This is a genomic window from Proteus sp. G2673 (genome assembly GCF_009915125.1).
Taxonomy (GTDB): Bacteria; Pseudomonadota; Gammaproteobacteria; order Enterobacterales; family Enterobacteriaceae; genus Proteus; species Proteus penneri.
In genome coordinates this window covers 177681-196414 of record NZ_JAABLT010000022.1, presented here as the reverse complement: position 1 = coordinate 196414, position 18734 = coordinate 177681, and the positions used below count along the sequence as shown (strand labels likewise).

The window sequence follows — 18734 nt, the reverse complement described above, 5'->3', positions numbered from 1 at the left end:
CGCAGATCATGGAAAAACGAATCAAAAACCGCATTCCCTGCAAAAAATAGTGCTCGATTATAGGAGGATAAAAATGAATTGCACAGATTGAACACCCTTTTTTTTAAAAAACTGTGGCAAAAAAGTTATGAATTATCGATCTAATCACATTTTTGACGCTTTCCATGTTCAAACTTAAAAATAACAATAAAAAAGAACCGAAATGACACACGATAAATAGCCTCTTTGTCTTTATTAAAACTTATTTTAGTGAAAAATCACTCAGTTCTCGTTTATCTCATCGTTTTAGTTTAACGAAATATAAAATTAACCATATCTGTTTGACCACTTAAATCAAGCACCGATAATTGGTATTTACCTCGTTTCTCTAGTAAATAAGAGAACGTTTCCCCATTTTCAGTCTTCCCTATTTGTTCACCATTTAAAAACCACCATTGCATACCACTTCCACCTTGCGTAGAAACGGTTATTTCAAGATTAGTTTCACCGGGCAATGGTCTTAGCAAATCACCCGCACGAATACCCGAAATAAACAAGGGAATAATGTCCTCTTTGATTGGTGGACAAGTTTCAGAAATCGGTGGTAGGCGTTTTGCTCTACGCTCTTTTTCAGGTAACCATGCTTCTAATGCTATCGGCCATAAAGCAATATCTTTTAGCTCTGCATTAGGGCAATTAGGCCCTGTGCGTTTGCCTTTATCATCTAACCAAATTTTTTCGTTGATCCCCAAAATGCCTTCTTGGCTATCATTTAATAAAGTTGGCGGAATAGTGTTATCTAAGATCCAGCTTCGACGACTGACTCTACAATTGCTATCTTCTTTTGGTAATGCCTTACCTGTTGGCCAACAGATTGTTGCCGCAGTTACACTATTAGGACGTAAATCTGTTGGTGGTCTTTGTTTATTTTGATAGAAATAACCTGTTAATAAGTTATTGACCTGATTCATAATAGGAACAGCTGTCGCAAAGCCAAATTGCCCAGCAACCGGTGTTCCATCAGGCCTGCCCACCCAAACGCCAATGGTATAGCGTGCATTTACACCTATAGACCACGCATCCCGATAACCATAACTTGTCCCTGTTTTCCAAGCCAAAGGAACAACAGGTGAAATTGCGCTATCTGGACGAGGTCTGGCTTCTCCGGCTAATATTCGCCTAATAATCCATGCTGATCCTTGTGACATCAACACCCGGTTTTCTATTATTTGTTCCGGTTTAAAACGTAACGGTGCTGTTTTTCCTTGCCTTGCCAACGCACTAAAGGCAGAAACAAGCTCATCCATTCGTGTCGCAGTTCCTCCTAAGATCAGCGCTAAATTAGGCTCTGAACCATAAGGAAAGCGCATTTCAATATGGTTATGACGCAATTTTGCTGCAAATTTCTTGGCACCATACACTTCGATAAGTTGCACCGCAGGCAAATTTAAAGAGCGACTTAGTGCTTCACTGGCACTGACCGCCCCATTAAAACCAGAGTCAAAATTACCAGGACGATAATTATCAAATCGACGAGGAACATCTTGTAAGAGTGATTCTGCATGAATAAGCCCTTCATCTAATGCTAGCGCATAAATAAATGGCTTTAATGTTGAACCTGGTGAGCGCCATGCACTAATCATATCGACATGACCAAAGCGCGAATTGTCATTAAAATCGGCAGAACCGACATACCCTTTCACACTCATATCCGTATGATCAACAACCAATATGGCTAAGGATGTTTTATCTGCTAATTGATACTTCCATTGATTCGCAATCTCTTCAAGTTGCCGTTGAATATTAATATCAATCGTTGTTGTAATAACAGGCTCTCGCTTTTCGTTATACATACGACGAGCCAGCAAGGGCGCTAATTGTGGTGTTTGTCTTGGTGCTAATAAAACCTGCTCTTCTTTGATTTCATTAACTTTTTCTTGTGACCATATCTGATATTCTGCCAGCCTATCTAATACTTTATCTCTAGCTGCTTGAGCACGTTCAGGGTATCTATCTGGTCGTAAACGGCTTGGCGCTTGTGGTAATACCGCCATCAATGTCGCCTCTCCTGCGGATAAATCAGCAGGTGATTTGCCTAAATAAGCCCAACTCGCTGCACCTATACCTTCTAATGTACCGCCAAAGGGTGCTCTATTGAGGTAAATCTCCAAAATTTCATCTTTTGAGTAATACCACTCTAATTGCAAGGTACGCCAAAGTTGTTTGATTTTTCCCCCTAAAGTACGGGAGTGAGGATCAATAAGGCGAGCCACTTGCATTGATAATGTGCTTCCGCCCGACACTATTCTTCCGGAACTTAGATCTTGCCATGCCGCTCGTAATATCGACATTGGATTAACACCAGGATGTTGATAAAACCAGCGATCTTCATAAGTAATTAAGGCTTCTAAATATTCAGGAGAGACATCATCGAGCTTGACATGGTAACGCCATACCCCCTCTTTATCGGCAAAGCGCCAAAGAGGTGTACCATCTTGCGCTGTAACGATAGTTGCAATTTGGGGTTCGGGATCAGGGAGAGGCCAAATTTTATCTGCGATCCAGACTAAAATCGACGTTGCTAGCAAAAAAATAATGATAACAGCAATAAGCCGTTTATATCCTAGTTTCATTCAATCACTCAAAGGAAAAAGCCCTTTCCGAAGAAAGGGCTACAAGATTTAAGGAACAACGTCAATCTTGGTTTCTGTTGATCCTATTGCACGCCAATAAGGCACATACATAGATTCAACTTGTGGTGGTGGTACTTGATAGCTACCCGGTGTTACTGCTCTTGCTAAATAGAGCAATGTTGTCGGACGATATTTATCAACAGAGATAGCGGCAACAAAGCGATCATCACGATATTCGAGATGTTTGATATTTGCTTGTCCCATATCGTCGATAAATTCCTGCAAGTCTGCAGCACTATCACTTAAGCTTGCACTACTTGATGCTAAGTTTTGGTTTTCGATTTCAAGACCAGCAGGTAATAAATCAACAACTAACGCATCAGGTACGTCTCTATCAGCAGAAACTTCCAGTTTAACCACCAGCATTTCACCACTTTGTAAGCGATTAGGATGAACGCGGTTTCCTTTTAAATCATAATAACTACGATGAACATTTAATACATTACTATAAGGAGCAGGCGCAACTTTCGGGTAGCCCACGATATTCATACGAGAATAAATAGTGGCTCCACCACGATTGTTTAGCTCTAAACCCTCTTGTAATTGCGTTGATGTTAATGTCTCATTAACTGCGCGATCGCTACTGATTGCAGGGACTTGACGATTAACAGCAACTTCCCAAGGCTGTTCTGCCATATTAATGAAGAAACGGCCGGCAAGGTATAACGAGTTGCTTTCTTGGGTTGAGAACCATTCACGACGGGTTAAATTATCAGATAGTGCCATCACACTTGCATCACGAGACTGTGTTTCAAGGTTATTTTCACTTAACAATGCAATAATTAATGCTTGGTCACGAATAGTGCTACCGTAGTCGCCTAATCCATAATTATATTTACGCGTTGTTGTCACACCTTCAGCAATTAAACTTTCAGCGCGGTTGCTATCACCCATCAGTTTTAGTGCGATGCCTAACTGAACTAAGGCTAAGCCATTTCCAGCTTGGTTACGCTCAAGATAAAGACGACGTAATTCACCTAAAGGTGCTTTTTGCTGATTAGCTAATACTAACGCAGCATAAGCCCTAGCTGAGAAACGTGCTGCATCTTGATTAACCGCATATTCATAATTAACTAAGTTTTTATCTTGTAAATAACGTAATAAGCGATCATTCGCACGTTTTAATGAATCAGCAGGAACTGAATAACCTTGTTGTGACGCACGGAATAAGAAATCAGTCGCATAAGCGGTTAACCAATATTCTTCACGTCCTCCCTGATCCCATAAAGAGAATCCGCCTTCTGATTTTTGCATCGTCAGCAGATGCGCAATACCTTTATCAATAGCTGCTTTTCTATCAGCGTCAGTTTGCGTTTTAATTCCCAACTGTTTCAACTCTTTTTCTGTTGAATACAGTGAAGGATAAAGCCCACTAACTGTTTGTTCTAAGCAACCATAAGGATAAGCAAATAGTTCTCTAACATAACGCGCCACTTGTAACGGAGGACGGCTTGTCAGTAATAGTTCGCCTTCAAGCGTTGAGTTATTAAAGCGACTTAAACTTTCTGATGGTAAGCGCCAAGTGTCACCATCTTGCAATGTACTTGCATAATGGATCGTTTCTGCTGGGAATGCAGGGCGAACACCAATATTCCATGTATTGTGATAAGGCTTAATCTCTTCACCCGGTACTTTAATACCATAAATAGACAATGAGAATTCACCTTGACCAAAGCCATGTTTCGCTTTTACTGGGATTTGAATTTGAGTACGTTCACCTTTCGTTAGCGAGACGGTTTTACTTTCAGCACCACCTAATCCGACCAAACCTGAGGCGGTATAATTTAAGGTAATAGATTGCGCATCATCTGTTAGATTGGTTAAATCTAACGATAAAAGAGCATTATCACCACCCGCCATAAAGCGAGGTAGTGAAAGCTGAGTGACTAAAGGTGCAGCAATAACAACTTTACCCTCTTGGCTACCAAATTTATCCGCAGTCCAAGCTTGTGCCATTAAACGAACTTCACCATTAAACTCAGGAATAGGTAAAGAAACTTCACCTTCACCTTGCGCATTTAATTTTACAGGAGCTGATTGTTGAGCAATGATTTGCACATCCGTTAATGGCTTTTTACCACCACGAGATAGTGCAGCAGCTTCACCACCATCCCCACCAAAACGCAAGTTAGCTAAACGGCCTTGCCCTTCAATTAATTGCCCATACACATCATATTGGTCGATGCTGTAACGTTTACGACCAAAGAAAGCATCGTAAGGATCAGGGGTTTTATACTCGGTGATATTCAATACACCAGTATCAACAGCAGAAACCAATACATTAATATTTTCAGGTAATGGTTGACCTGCAACTGGATTCGCTTTTATGCGGATTTTTAAATCTTGGTTAGGACGAATTTTTTCAGGTGCATCAAGTGAAATATCAATACGACGGTTTTTATCCTGTAATGGTAAATGTAAAATACCCACAGCACGTTTTACTGTCGCTTGTTTTGAAGTATCTCCCGGTCTTACAACAACAGAAGTCAGATAGAGATCGTGTCTTGCCCACTCTTTATTAATAGGCACTTCAACATCAAGCCCTTTTTCAGGTACATCAATTTCCTGCCACCATAAAGGTCCATTACTTGATTCCAGTAATACATAACCTTTACCTGGGTGAGGAGCAACAATGTTTAACTTAACTTTTTCACCCGGCAAATAACCATCTTTATCCAGTTTCAATTTAACTTGGTCTGGCCTTACTGCACCTGTTCCCCCCGTGTTATCCATCCAAGAATACCCAGCCCAGAAACGTAAGCTACTGACTAATTCTGTTTTGGGATCGACAACCTCAATACGATAAGAACCCCACTCAACGGGGAATGCCACTTTTGCAGTGCCATCTTTAGCAATCTTGATTGTCTGCTCATCCATTTGTAGATCTTTTTCGTTATAGCCAGATTCCCAGCCATTCGAACTAGACCAACGCCAGTAATAATCATGACGTTCATAGATAAACTTCACTTTAAGATCATTAGCCGGTAGTTTTTTACCATCTTGATCTGTATAGACAATCTCAAATTCAGCCATTGAGTTTTCATCAACGCTATAACCTGATTTATATTTGTCTGTACGGTAATCGTAAACTTCTTTTTTAGGGAATACAGGACGAATGCCAGCAAGGTGAGTTGCAGGCCAAACCGCTTGTTGATAACGACGCGTAACAGGTCGTCCACCCGCTTCAAGTAAGCTTGCTTGTAAAATAATATTGATAGGTGATTTCAGTTCAGCATAGCGATCACTATCAACACTTAATTCACCTTGTCCGTCAGAGTCTAAATTAAGTTCAAACTCATCCAATAGACGGCTGAAGTTTTCATCTTTTACCGCACCAAATTCATAGCCGGGTAATTTACTGACAGCTTCACGTGAAGCTTTTAAGAAAACTTGTCCTTGTAAACGATTATCAGCAGCTGGTGCGCCATAAAGATAACGCCCTTTAATGTCAAAATAAGCGTCATTACCGCTTAATATAATTCCTTTCTTACCAGTGATTTCTAATGCCATACGTTCTGGCATAAAATCTTCAACCTGAAACTCATAGAAACGAGGAGTACCATCACCTACATCAAAACGTAGGGTACGTGTGCCCGTATTTTCATCCTCAGGAATAACCAATTTTAATTGGTAAAGTCCATTTTCAGGTTGCCATACAAAACTACGTGACACTTGCCCGTCAGTTTTAAGCAGATCGACTTTAACAGGTTGCTCTTTAATAGGATTACCATCACCGTCACGTAGCAAGGCATTAACGATTAATGTTTCACCAGGACGATAGAGATCGCGAGGACCGAAAGCAAAAAATTGTTTGCTATAACCTTGAGGGCCACCGATATCAAACTCAGAAAGATCAAGCGCAGGTTTACGCAAATCAATCATACTAGTTTGACCATCACGAATAGCCATTAATAAACGCGCTTTATCACTTTTCTCAAGTGTGGCATGTCCTTGGCTATCTGTTTGCGCTTTAGAAATCAACCCACCTTTTTCATCTAACAGACGAATTTCTACTTTATCTAATGCAGAACCATTTTTAAGTGATTGGGTGAAAACATCTAGCGAATCAAGATAACTGTGCATCGACAATCCGATATCACTAAAAGTGAATACCGTAGCCGGCACCGTATAAGAGTATTTACCGGCTTGTTGCATTACAGCAATATAGGCACCTTCTTTTTTCAGGGCATCTATTGATTTTAACGGTAATAATACATTTTCACGGGTATTTTTTTCTGTATTTAACTCAAAACGACCGGTATAAACCAGATCAGCTTGAGATAAAAATTCATCTGATTCCCAATAGTTAATATTAGAACGGTTTTCCCATTGCGTTAAGAATTGCGCTAATTGATCATCTTTAACACGGAAAAAATTTACATCAACTTGACCCACATTTAACGCAATAATCGGTAAACCTTCAGCAGCTTCAAGTGGCAGTAACGATCCCTTACTGGTGAAACCAACTGATGGAAAAATTTCTTCTGTTGTTAATTTCTGACTAAAAGGTGTCGTTAATGTACGTTCATTAATACCTTTTATTTTTTCATCAATTGTTAAATTTAATTCTGTTGATGGTGGTAAATGGCGAAAACGCAGTTCCATTAAGTTATCAGATAACTCCCACGCACCTTCTAATTTCCCTTTTTTGGTATCAACAAGATGAATAACATCATCAAACTTTTGGTCAGGATCAAGCGGTACAGAGAAGGTCACAACCATTGTGCTCGCACCATCACGCTGTAATTCTGATGCATCTAATACAGTAACTTCTTTTCCAGCAAAGCGCATTGCTAACTCATCACGAACTTCTTTGCTTTTTAATGCAGTTTCGTTATTTGTTTTTGTTGTAACTGCCGATTTTTCACTGATTTGAGTTTCTGTCTTTGGTGTGTTCTGAGCAGCATCTTTTTGCTCAGTCAATTGTGTATTTTGTGTTTTATCAGCAGATGATGTGTTTTCATCTGCTTGATCATCACAACCAGTAAGAGCCAATGCTGATGCCAATACAACAGCAAGAGAGCTCCAACGATAGCCTCTCTTTTCTGTATATTGTCTAAATTGGTTTTGGTTCATATCCATTTCCTTTAATTCAACCCCTGAATAATGCGATGTTTTCTGCAGACTGAGATAATATATGTATTTCTTCATTCTAATAAGGTAAAAAAATAACTCGATAAGCTATTTTTTACCGTGTAAAACGAAATAAATGACAATACAAAATCGCTTTATTTTTACTTTAAAAACAAAGCCTATATAAAACAAAGCGTTATATAAAAATATAAACAATTTACTAATTTAATCATTTTTCTATTATAAGATAAAAAAAAGCGATATCTGATGAGATATCGCCTAAATTTAGCGGGCCGATTTAACTATCCAGATTAACTATCGGGATCCCTTTTCTTAAAAATCCGCCAAGCTTGCGTTGATAAAAAGGTGATACATGGTGGATCATAAAATGGCTTACACCTTTTTCATCTTTATTCACAAAACAAAAATCTAAGGATTGCCCTTCTTCTAAATATTCAAAAACCGATTCAGCCGCTTGTGGGAGTATCTGCGCAATCTCATCTTCTTCGCCAGTTATCTCTAAACCAATAAGATAAAATTCCTCTTCATTATCTTGCTCCTGAGCATTAACAATAAAGGCACGGCGGATTGGTTTATGTTCACCAAAAAACTCGCTAAGTGCAGTTGTTAATTTTTCAGGTTGTGATTCTAGAACACTTAATTTCAAAGAAGAACCTTCAACAGAAACAATTTCTTGTGTCTCAAATTGTTCAGATACACCCATTACAAACTCCAAATCGAATAACGTTTATTATTTTGCTTTTGCTAATAACAGATTCGCGATAGAACGCACACCGTAACCCGTAGCACCTGCCGCCCATTGTTCTACAGAAGATTTTCTATACGTTGCTGAACAATCGATATGTACCCAACCTTTTTTGTAGTCAGTAACAAAGTGCGATAAGAATGCAGCCGCAGTACTTGCACCCGCAGTATGAGAAGGTGCTGCGATATTGTTTAAATCAGCGAAACTAGAAGGTAATTGACTACGATGAAAATCCGCTAATGGTAAACGCCAGAACAATTCATTTTCTTGCTCAGCGCTAGCCAGTAGCTCTGCAGCTAATTTATCATCAAAACTCAATACAGAGTGGTAATCATTACCTACTGCAACTTTAGCGGCACCGGTTAATGTTGCGGCGTCGATAATCAGCTCAGGTGCAATATTGCTGGCATCAATTAAACCATCTGCTAGCACTAAACGACCTTCCGCATCTGTATTCATGATTTCGACTGATTTACCATTACGGTAACGAATGATATCACCCAGCTTAAAGGCATTACCGCTGACCATATTATCTGCGATACACAGCAGTAATTTCACACGTTTATTTAAACCACGAGTAATAGCCAATGCTAAAGCACCCGCTAACGTTGCTGCACCACCCATGTCTGCTTTCATTGAATTCATAGATGATGAAGGTTTGATGCTATAACCGCCTGAATCGAAGGTGATACCTTTACCTACTAGACATGCAAATACAGGGGCATTGCTATCTTGAGTCGGATTAAAATCTAATGCTAAATAGACAGGATCACGGGAAGAACCGCGACCTACAGTATAAATTCCGGCATAGTTTTGATCGCGCAGATCGGCGCCTTTAGTGATCTTATAGCTGATATCTTCTTTACCAAGACCACAGAAAAGATCAACAGTGCGCTGTGCCAGTTGCTCTGGGCCTAATTCTTCAGCCGGTGTATTAATTGTGTCTCTAACCCAATCAACGATACGAATACGTGATTCTAATTCGTGTTTATCCGCTTCGCTTAATTGTGGCCATTCGATAGAACGAGCGCCTTTAGGTGCTCTAAAGCCTAACCAAAAAGCCCAGCTACGCTCTATATCCCAGCCTTCACCAACAAGAGCAACATTACGAATACCTTGGCTATCAACTTTACGTCCACCACGCTGAATAGCGCCTAAACGGTTTTCTTCCGTTAAGTGGATTGTCATGCCTGTTTCGCTAGTGCTAATTAGTGCTTTATCACCCCAACATGCTGCTGCAGGTTCATTAGACAGCATGATAGGCATAATTTGTTTATTCATTTATTATCTCACTTATTATTACTGGTGACAGTTAACCTATTCAGACTACCAGATATTTACCGTTTAGCGTGATCAATTTACTGCAAAAACCCAGAGGTCACCATTATCATCTAGGGATCTTCCGTATTTACATGATATTCCTCGAAGAAGATCGCACAATAAAATCTCCAGACTTCCCTATTTATGGTTATTTTTAACACACTGATAAAGTAAAATATGAAAGGTCATAATGCAAAAAGACCGGCAATAAGCCAGTCTTTTAAATTTATGAGGTTATCAATTATTCAAATTCATCAAGCCAAACAAGTAAAATAGCCTCAAGAATTTTTTCATTTGATTTCTGCGGATCATCATCAAAATCTTCTAAATCACAAATCCACTGATGCATATCAGTAAAGCGTACCGTTTTAGGGTCAGTGTCTGGGTAAAGATCAAATAATGCTTCCCCTATTTCACGTGTATCACTCCATTTCATACTTGGCTCCTGAAATTAGTGCTCTCTTGCATGGTTAATCGAATATTTAGGGATCTCAACGACTAAATCTTCGTCAGTCACTTTAGCTTGGCAACTTAAGCGACTTTCAGGCTCTAAACCCCATGCTTTATCTAACATGTCGTCTTCAAGCTCAGAGCTCTCTTCTAGTGAATCAAAACCTTCACGCACTACACAGTGACAAGTTGTACATGCACAAGACATTTCACAAGCATGTTCAATCTCAATACCGTTGCGTAATGCAACATCTAGAATAGACTCACCTTCTGTTGCGTCAACAACAGCACCTTCAGGGCACAGTGTGCTATGGGGTAAAAATACAATTTTAGGCATAGTTATATCTCATCCACAGAATGACCTGCCAACGCTTGACGAATAGATGAATCCATTCGACGCGCTGCAAAATCCTGAGTTTGCTTATCCAGTAGTTTAATCGCGTTTTCAATGGCAACAGGATCTGTTCCTTCAACGCTCTCTATTAAGGTATCTACAACTTTGTCGATAGCGCTTTTCTCATCTTCATTTAGCAGATGAGCATCTTCTTCTAATGCCGCAGTTAAACTTTCTAACACGCGTGCTGCTTCGACTTTTTGCTCGGCTAGGCGACGAGCTTGTAAATCTTCTTGGGCATTTTCCATCGAAGATTGGATCATCTTAGCGATTTCAGTATCACTAAGACCATAAGAGGGTTTGACTTGTACTGAGGCTTCAACGCCCGTTGATTTTTCCATTGCACTGACACTAAGTAAACCATCAGCATCAACTTGGAATGTCACACGAATATGAGCACCACCTGCAGCCATCGGCGGAATACCACGTAATGTAAAACGCGCAAGAGAACGACAATCGCTCACCAATTCACGCTCACCTTGAACAACATGAACACTCATTGCCGTTTGACCATCTTTGAATGTCGTAAATTCTTGCGCTCTGGCAACTGGGATCGTGGTATTGCGAGGGATCACTTTTTCAACTAGTCCGCCCATCGTTTCAAGGCCAAGAGAAAGTGGAATGACATCTAGCAATAGCATTTCGCTATCTGGTTTATTACCCACCAAAATATCAGCTTGGATTGAAGCACCTATGGCAACCACTTTATCTGGATCAATAGAGGTTAAAGGCTCACGTTTAAAATAATCACCAACCATTTGACGAACTAATGGCACACGTGTTGAACCGCCAACCATAACCACTTCTAGAACTTCATCTATTTCAACATCCGCGTCTTTTAATGCGCGGCGAACAGATAATAATGTACGCTTTACTAATGATTGAATTAATGATTCAAACTCAGTGCGAGTAATTTCGCCTTTCCAACCATTAATGCTGATATCAGCAACATCATTATCACTTAATGCAATTTTAGTTTCTGATGCTACATCCAGCAGTTGGCGTTGTAATATCGCATCTTTTTGATAGCCAAAACCTGCGCGTTCTCTTATCCAGTCGGCCAGCATCATATCAAAATCATCACCGCCTAATGCAGTATCACCGCCAGTTGCTAAGACTTCAAAAACACCCTTGGTTAAACGTAAAACAGAAATATCAAAAGTACCACCACCTAAGTCATAAACAACAATAGTGCCTTCTTTTCCTGAATCTAAACCATATGCAATAGCAGCTGCTGTTGGTTCGTTTAATAAACGTAAAACATGCAAACCAGCACGGCGAGCCGCTTCTTTTGTACCTTGGCGTTGAGCATCATCAAAATAAGCGGGAACGGTAACAACAACACCATCAAGTTCACCACCTAATGATTGCGTTGCACGTTCTGCTAATGTTTTTAAGATGTCAGAAGAGACTTGAATAGGATCGACAATACCCGCCGCTGTTTTAATTAACGGTAAACCATTGTCATTTTCATGGAAATGATAAGGAAGATTTGGATAACGGCTTATCACATCACTTAGTGAGCGACCCACCATTCTTTTAATTGAGCTTATCGTGTTAGCAGGATCTTTTTCTGCTTCTTTTTTAGCATTCCAACCAACGTTGATATTATCAACTTGATACTGCACGACAGATGGCAATAAATAGCGACCTTCGCTGTCAGAAAGCGCTTCGGCTTGCCCACTACGTACAGTGGCAACTAATGAGTGTGTCGTACCTAAATCAATACCCGCTGCAAGTCGGCGCTGGTGCGGTGCAGGTGTTTGACCTGGTTCACTAATTTGTAATAATGACATAACTGTTTCCCTTAAAAACCATCAAACAAGCGTTCTTCAAGTTGTTCTACTTGCTCTTTTAATTTTGCAAGAAAACGCAATTTTCTCACATTATCTGCAGCAATATCCCAAGTTTGGTTATCTAGCGTTTTGACCATTTCATCATGGCGTATTGCGTACATTTTTTCTAAACGCGCAGAAAAATCGGCTAACAAACTTTCCGCTTCAGCACTGTGTTCGATGTTATCCAACTCTTCACGTAATGTGAGTTGCTCTATTAAAAAAGCAGTATCGTGCATCGTTTGTTGCTCATTAGCAATATCGATACCGTTTAATGAGAGTATGTATTCAGCTCTTGAGAGTGGATTTTTTAAGGTCTGATAAGCCTGATTGATGGTTGAAGCAAGCGAGATTGCCTGAGCCTGTTCTTTATCAGATTTACCAGCAAAGCGATCTGGGTGATACTGACGTTGCATATCTTGATAACGTGTAGCAAGTTGCTGTTTATCAATATCAAAACGATTAGGCATGCCTAATAGTGTGAAATAGTCCATACATCTACTCTTGGATTAATTAACGTTAATACCGTGTTTTAACACAAATTACACGGTGAAGCTTTCACCACAACCACACTCATTAGATACATTGGGGTTGTTAAATTTAAAGCCTTCATTTAATCCTTCTTTGACGAAATCAAGCTCTGTTCCATCTAAATAGACCATGCTTTTACCATCAACGATAACTTTCACACCTTTGTCTTCAAAAACAGTATCTTCGTCATTGATGACATCAGCAAATTCAAGAACATAAGCCATTCCAGAGCAACCGGATGTTCTTACGCCTAAACGTAAACCTTCACCTTTTCCACGATTAGATAGAAAAGAGCGAACACGATTAGCGGCGGATTCTGTAAGGGAAATTGACATGGCACACCTCACTCATAAAGAACGAAAGCGGATACTGAAAAAAAGTTTCAGCATCCGCCAATATTTTATTTTTTTATTATAAAAGACAATTATTTGCCTTGGCGTTTGCTTTTATAGTCTGCAATCGCTGCTTTTATTGCATCTTCTGCAAGAATTGAACAGTGAATTTTCACTGGTGGTAATTCTAATTCTTCTGCAATTGCTGTGTTCTTAATAGATTCGGCTTCATCTAATGTTTTGCCTTTCATCCATTCTGTAACCAGTGAACTTGATGCAATCGCTGAACCACAACCATAAGTTTTAAAACGCGCATCTTCAATTACGCCATTATCATCAACTTTGATTTGCAGTTTCATAACGTCACCACAAGCAGGTGCGCCAACCATACCACTTCCTACAGTAGGGTCATTATTATCAAATGATCCCACATTACGAGGGTTTTCATAATGATCAATTACTTTTTCGCTATAAGCCATGATTTAACTCCTGAAAACGTCTGATTAATGGTGAGACCATTCGATACTGTTGATATCAACACCTTGTTTATGCATATCCCAAAGTGGAGAAAGATCACGTAAGCGACCAATTGCACTGTGGATTTGTTCAATTGCATAATCTATTTCTTCTTCTGTTGTGAAACGACCCAGAGAGAAGCGAATAGAACTGTGTGCAAGTTCATCAGTTAAACCTAAAGCACGCAGTACGTAAGAAGGTTCTAAACTTGCTGAAGTACAGGCAGAGCCTGAAGATACAGCAAGATCTTTCAGTGCCATCATTAATGATTCGCCTTCAACATAGTTGAAACTTACATTAAGAATGTTTGGCGCAGTATGTTCTAAAGAACCGTTGATATAAACTTCTTCGATATCTTTAATGCCATTCCATAAACGTAAACGTAATTCGTTTAAGCGTTTAGTTTCATCAGCCATTTCTTCTTTCAAAATACGGTAAGCTTCGCCCATACCTACAATTTGGTGAACGGCTAATGTACCTGAACGCATACCGCGCTCATGACCACCACCATGCATTTGTGCTTCTAAACGAATGCGTGGCTTACGACGAACATAAAGTGCACCGATACCCATAGGGCCGTATACTTTATGCGCAGAAAGAGAAAGTAAATCAACTTTTAACTTAGAGAGATCAATAGGTAACTTACCAACGCTTTGTGTCGCGTCTACATGGTAAATAATCCCTTTGCTACGGCATAATTCACCGATAGCAGCAATATCTTGAACGACACCAATTTCGTTATTTACATGCATGATAGAAACTAAAATAGTGTCTTCACGCATCGCTTCTTCAAGCTCTTTCAGGTCAATCAGACCATCACTTTTTGGTGCTAAATAAGTAACTTCAAAACCTTCACGCTCAAGTTGACGACAAGTGTCTAAAATGGCTTTATGTTCGGTTTTCGAAGTGATGATGTGCTTACCTTTTTTCTGGTAAAAGTTAGCAACACCTTTTAGTGCGAGATTATCAGCTTCCGTTGCACCTGATGTGAACACAATTTCACGAGGATCTGCACCGATTAAATCAGCAATCTGATTGCGTGCAATATCGATAGCTTCTTCTGCTTGCCAACCAAAACGGTGTGAACGAGAGGCTGGGTTACCAAAAATGCCATCAATAGTCAGACATTGCATCATTTTTTCAGCAACTCGTGGATCAACAGGAGTGGTTGCTGAATAATCTAGATAAATGGGTAATTTCATTGCTCACTAACTCCAAAGACGACGGATCTTCTTTAATAATTTTGTTTTTGCCTACCTAGAGATCGCCGTTAAACTCGCATATTAACAATGGTTTCTTGTAAACGACCATTTATAGCATGGCGTTTTTCATTGTCTTGGCGATCGGCGACATCCATAACCTCTTCGTTATTTACTAACTCTTCAAGGCTGATACTGCTTAGGAAACTGGTTATACGATCACTTAAATCACGCCACAAAGTATGAGTCAGGCAACGATCACCACCTTGACAACCTTCTTTATTACCCTGACAACGAGTAGCATCGACAGATTCATCAACCGCAGAAATAACTTGAGCAACAAAAATTTGCCCTGCATCACGGCCTAATAAATAGCCGCCACCAGGACCACGAACACTTGCAACTAATTCATTTTTGCGCAAACGTGAGAAAAGCTGCTCAAGATAAGAAAGGGAAATCCCTTGGCGCTCTGAAATATCAGCGAGGGGGACAGGACCTTGCTGTGAATGCAATGCAACATCAAGCATTGCAGTAACTGCGTAACGCCCTTTTGATGTCAGTCTCATAACAAATACTCCGTGGTGAACAATAATCAAATTGTGTCATTCCTGAGTAATTTAGTCAACTATTTATCCGAGTGTTTTAGTCAAGTATTATACTTGGTCAAAAGTTGACTTAAGTTAATCAACTTAGCCCTCTATTTCTTAGCCCATTTCTCAACTGACGTTAGAATACCACGCAAGATGTGAAGTTCTTGTGTTTCTGGGCGCGCACGCGTAAATAGACGGCGTAAACGGCTCATCACTTGTCCCGGATGTTTAGGACGAATAAAGCCAGATTCATTAAGCACCTGTTCTAAATGAACATAAAAACGTTCTATATCATCTGCGGGTGGATAATCAATCTCTGATGGGCTATTTTCCTCTTGTTTTTCTTCTTGGGCAAGTGCTGCCATACGAATTTCATAACTAACAAGCTGGACAGCCATTGCTAAATTTAAAGAACCATATTCTGGATTAGTCGGAACATACAAATGAAAATCACATTTTTGTAATTCTTCATTGGTTAAACCTGTACGTTCACGACCAAAAATAATAGCAACAGGCTTATGTTTCGCTTCCATAACACAGCGCTCACCGCATTCACGAGGTGCAAGCATTGGCCAAGAAAGTGTACGGCTACGAGCACTTGTTCCTATAACTAACCCACAGCCTTCAATCGCTTCATCGATACTATTAACAATATGTGCATTGCCAATAACATCACTTGCGCCTGCTGATAAGGCAATAGAATGTGAATCCGGTTTTTCTTTTGGATTAACAAAATAAAGATTGGTTAATCCCATGGTTTTCATAGCTCGAGCAGTAGAGCCCATATTGCCTGTATGAGAAGTTTCTACAAGGATGATGCGAATATTTTCTAACATTGATTTCTTGTTAATTGCTTTGTGATCCATCTATTTTATCACAATTGTAGCCAGAAACACGAATGTCTGTTATACTTTGGCACGTTTTTTATCCCCGTTCTTTAACATCTTGTGGAAGATAACCATGCATCCGATGCTGAATATTGCCATACGTGCCGCACGTAAGGCTGGTAATTTAATCGCCAAAAATTACGAAAATCCTGAATCTGTAGAAGCTAACCAGAAAGGTACTAATGATTTTGTCACTAATGTTGACCGTGACGCAGAACAAGTAATCATTGAAATTATCCGTAAATCTTATCCAAAACACACCATTATTACGGAAGAAAGTGGCGAGTTACTCGGTGAAGATCACGACATACAATGGGTTATTGATCCACTTGATGGCACCACTAACTTCATTAAACGTTTTCCACACTTTTCTGTTTCTATTGCTGTACGCATTAAAGGCCGTACTGAAGTTGCGGTTGTTTACGATCCTATGCGTAACGAATTATTCTCAGCCGTTCGTGGTCAAGGCGCACAATTAAATGGTTATCGTCTACGCGGCTCTAATGCTCGCGATTTAGACGGTGCAGTTCTTGCGACTGGTTTCCCATTCAAAAGTAAACAACATTCAGCCGCTTACATAAACATGTTAGGCAAATTATTTGTGCCTTGTGCTGATTTCCGTCGCACAGGTTCAGCAGCATTAGATTTAGCTTATGTTGCCGCTGGTCGTGTTGATGGTTTCTTTGAGATTGGCTTAAAACCTTGGGATTTCTTAGGTGGCGAATTAATCGCTCGTGAAGCAGGTGCTATCGTTTCTGACTTTACAGGTAACCATGGCTACTTACAAACAGGTAATATTGTTGCCGGTAACCCTCGTGTTGTCAGAGCATTATTAGCTGAAATTCGCAGCGAATTAACAGATGCGTTAAAACGTTAATTTCGTTGATACGAATAAAATATAAAAGAAAAAGATCTGCAATATCAAAGGATATTGCAGATCTTAATTTTATGAAATAAACGAATTAGGTATTTTGAGGCTGTACTTTGGGTCTGATAAACATGGCAGGGATCGTTAATGCAGCCATTAACCAGAAGATCAACGATTCTTGGTTAGGCAGTTTTTCATACAACCAACCAGATACAATAGTCATAATCGCAATACTCCCTCCCATCGCTAACGCTGAATACACCGCTTGCAGACGAATAATTTCGTGCTCTTGACGAGCACTAATAAAGCGCATAGCAGCTAAATGACACACTGTAAACGTACCACTGTGTAAGACTTGAACGACAATAAGCGCGGGTAATGCAGTAAAACTTCCCATTAATCCCCAACGTAAAAGCCCAGCAAAAGCAGAAAGTAAAAGTAGATTTCTTGCGCTCCAACGACGGAATAAACGATGGCTCAGCATAAAAACAATGACTTCTGAAACCACACCTAATGACCAAAGATAACCAATTGTTGCGGTGTCATAACCTGCTTTTTCCCAATAAAGTGCACTAAAACCATAATAAGCTGCGTGTGCACCTTGCAGTAAAGAGACGCATAGCAGAAAACGCCAAACTGGCCCATCTGAAATAAGTTTTATAAAGGAGACGTTATTGTGTTCTGCTTTTTTCACTTTACCCTGTGGCATAACTTTAGGACGAAGCATAGATGTCAGGAATAGAGCAAAAGTACTGGCAATCAACCCATAAAGAATAATGGGATGCCCAAAAACATCAATTAAAACACCTAGCAGTGATGAGCTAATAATAAAAGCGATTGAGCCCCAAACGCGGATTTTTCCATAGTCTAAAGGAAACTGTTTTTGCCATGTTCCTGCTAGAGAATCGCCTAAAGGCACCATAGGTGAAAAGAAAACATTAAATCCTGTCATCACAAAGAATAACCATGCCCAATGGCTACCCATCATAAATGCAACAGTAAAAAGTAATGAGAGAAAAGCAAATAATCTTAATGCAGTGATAAGTTTTGACGGATCTTTTACCGCAGGTGTTAAAATTAGACTACCAACAAAACGTGCGGTTAAACCTACACCTAATAACAGACCTATCATTGCAGGATCAACACCTTCTCCTTTTAGCCATATGGACCAAAAAGGTAAAAAGATGCCGTATGAGAAGAAATAAGTGAAATAATCTAAGGCAAGCCACAATGTTGATGGAATAACCATCCAATCCCCCATTTTTAAGATGCAAAAAACCCGCCAAGAACAAGTTCTCGAA

General features: G+C 39.8%; 15 protein-coding genes. 1 reads left to right on the top strand and 14 read right to left on the bottom strand.

Features of this window, described 5'->3' with window-relative positions; all coding sequences use genetic code 11:
• Positions 1-290: 290 nt before the first annotated feature.
• The 13 genes from pbpC to trmJ form a co-directional block, all read right to left on the bottom strand.
• Complete coding sequence (gene pbpC / locus GWI59_RS13260; protein ID WP_161706934.1) at positions 291-2612, bottom strand: peptidoglycan glycosyltransferase PbpC; 2322 nt, start codon at positions 2610-2612, stop codon at positions 291-293.
• A 48-nt stretch (positions 2613-2660) separates the two neighbouring features.
• Positions 2661-7754 (bottom strand): alpha-2-macroglobulin family protein, encoded by a 5094-nt coding sequence (locus GWI59_RS13255; RefSeq protein WP_161724891.1) that lies wholly within the window; start codon positions 7752-7754, stop codon positions 2661-2663.
• Between the two features lie 289 nt (positions 7755-8043).
• Positions 8044-8469: an enhanced serine sensitivity protein SseB C-terminal domain-containing protein gene (locus tag GWI59_RS13250; RefSeq protein WP_109847729.1), complete on the bottom strand. Its 426-nt coding sequence runs from the start codon at positions 8467-8469 to the stop codon at positions 8044-8046.
• Between the two features lie 27 nt (positions 8470-8496).
• A complete protein-coding gene (gene pepB, locus GWI59_RS13245; RefSeq protein ID WP_072063240.1) occupies positions 8497-9792 on the bottom strand; it encodes an aminopeptidase PepB in 1296 nt (431 codons plus the stop codon).
• Positions 9793-10072: 280 nt separating this feature from the next.
• Positions 10073-10267 (bottom strand): Fe-S cluster assembly protein IscX, encoded by a 195-nt coding sequence (gene iscX / locus GWI59_RS13240; RefSeq protein WP_006533441.1) that lies wholly within the window; start codon positions 10265-10267, stop codon positions 10073-10075.
• Between the two features lie 15 nt (positions 10268-10282).
• Positions 10283-10618: an ISC system 2Fe-2S type ferredoxin gene (gene fdx, locus GWI59_RS13235; RefSeq protein ID WP_006533442.1), complete on the bottom strand. Its 336-nt coding sequence runs from the start codon at positions 10616-10618 to the stop codon at positions 10283-10285.
• 2 nt (positions 10619-10620) lie between these two features.
• Positions 10621-12471, bottom strand: coding sequence for a Fe-S protein assembly chaperone HscA (gene hscA / locus GWI59_RS13230; protein WP_161724888.1), 1851 nt, complete (start codon positions 12469-12471; stop codon positions 10621-10623).
• 11 nt (positions 12472-12482) lie between these two features.
• Positions 12483-13004 carry a co-chaperone HscB gene (gene hscB / locus GWI59_RS13225; RefSeq protein WP_072063242.1) on the bottom strand — a complete coding sequence of 174 codons (522 nt, stop codon included), beginning with the start codon at positions 13002-13004 and terminating at the stop codon, positions 12483-12485.
• Between the two features lie 48 nt (positions 13005-13052).
• A complete protein-coding gene (gene iscA / locus GWI59_RS13220) occupies positions 13053-13376 on the bottom strand; it encodes an iron-sulfur cluster assembly protein IscA (protein ID WP_006533446.1) in 324 nt (107 codons plus the stop codon).
• 89 nt (positions 13377-13465) lie between these two features.
• Positions 13466-13852, bottom strand: a complete 387-nt coding sequence (gene iscU, locus GWI59_RS13215) for a Fe-S cluster assembly scaffold IscU (RefSeq protein WP_006533447.1) — start codon at positions 13850-13852, stop codon at positions 13466-13468.
• A gap of 24 nt (positions 13853-13876) precedes the next feature.
• Complete coding sequence (locus GWI59_RS13210; protein ID WP_072063243.1) at positions 13877-15091, bottom strand: IscS subfamily cysteine desulfurase; 1215 nt, start codon at positions 15089-15091, stop codon at positions 13877-13879.
• Positions 15092-15159: 68 nt separating this feature from the next.
• Positions 15160-15654 (bottom strand): Fe-S cluster assembly transcriptional regulator IscR, encoded by a 495-nt coding sequence (gene iscR, locus GWI59_RS13205; RefSeq protein ID WP_006533450.1) that lies wholly within the window; start codon positions 15652-15654, stop codon positions 15160-15162.
• Between the two features lie 131 nt (positions 15655-15785).
• Positions 15786-16514 carry a tRNA (cytosine(32)/uridine(32)-2'-O)-methyltransferase TrmJ gene (gene trmJ / locus GWI59_RS13200; RefSeq protein WP_072063244.1) on the bottom strand — a complete coding sequence of 243 codons (729 nt, stop codon included), beginning with the start codon at positions 16512-16514 and terminating at the stop codon, positions 15786-15788.
• Between the two features lie 124 nt (positions 16515-16638).
• On the opposite strand from trmJ, the gene suhB reads away from it, so the two are divergent.
• On the top strand, positions 16639-17442 hold the full coding sequence (gene suhB, locus GWI59_RS13195) for an inositol-1-monophosphatase (RefSeq protein ID WP_161724885.1): 804 nt from the start codon (positions 16639-16641) through the stop codon (positions 17440-17442).
• Between the two features lie 85 nt (positions 17443-17527).
• Here the strand turns inward: suhB and GWI59_RS13190 are convergent, their stop codons facing one another.
• Positions 17528-18682, bottom strand: a complete 1155-nt coding sequence (locus GWI59_RS13190; RefSeq protein ID WP_167426087.1) for a 3-phenylpropionate MFS transporter — start codon at positions 18680-18682, stop codon at positions 17528-17530.
• Positions 18683-18734 lie beyond the last annotated feature (52 nt).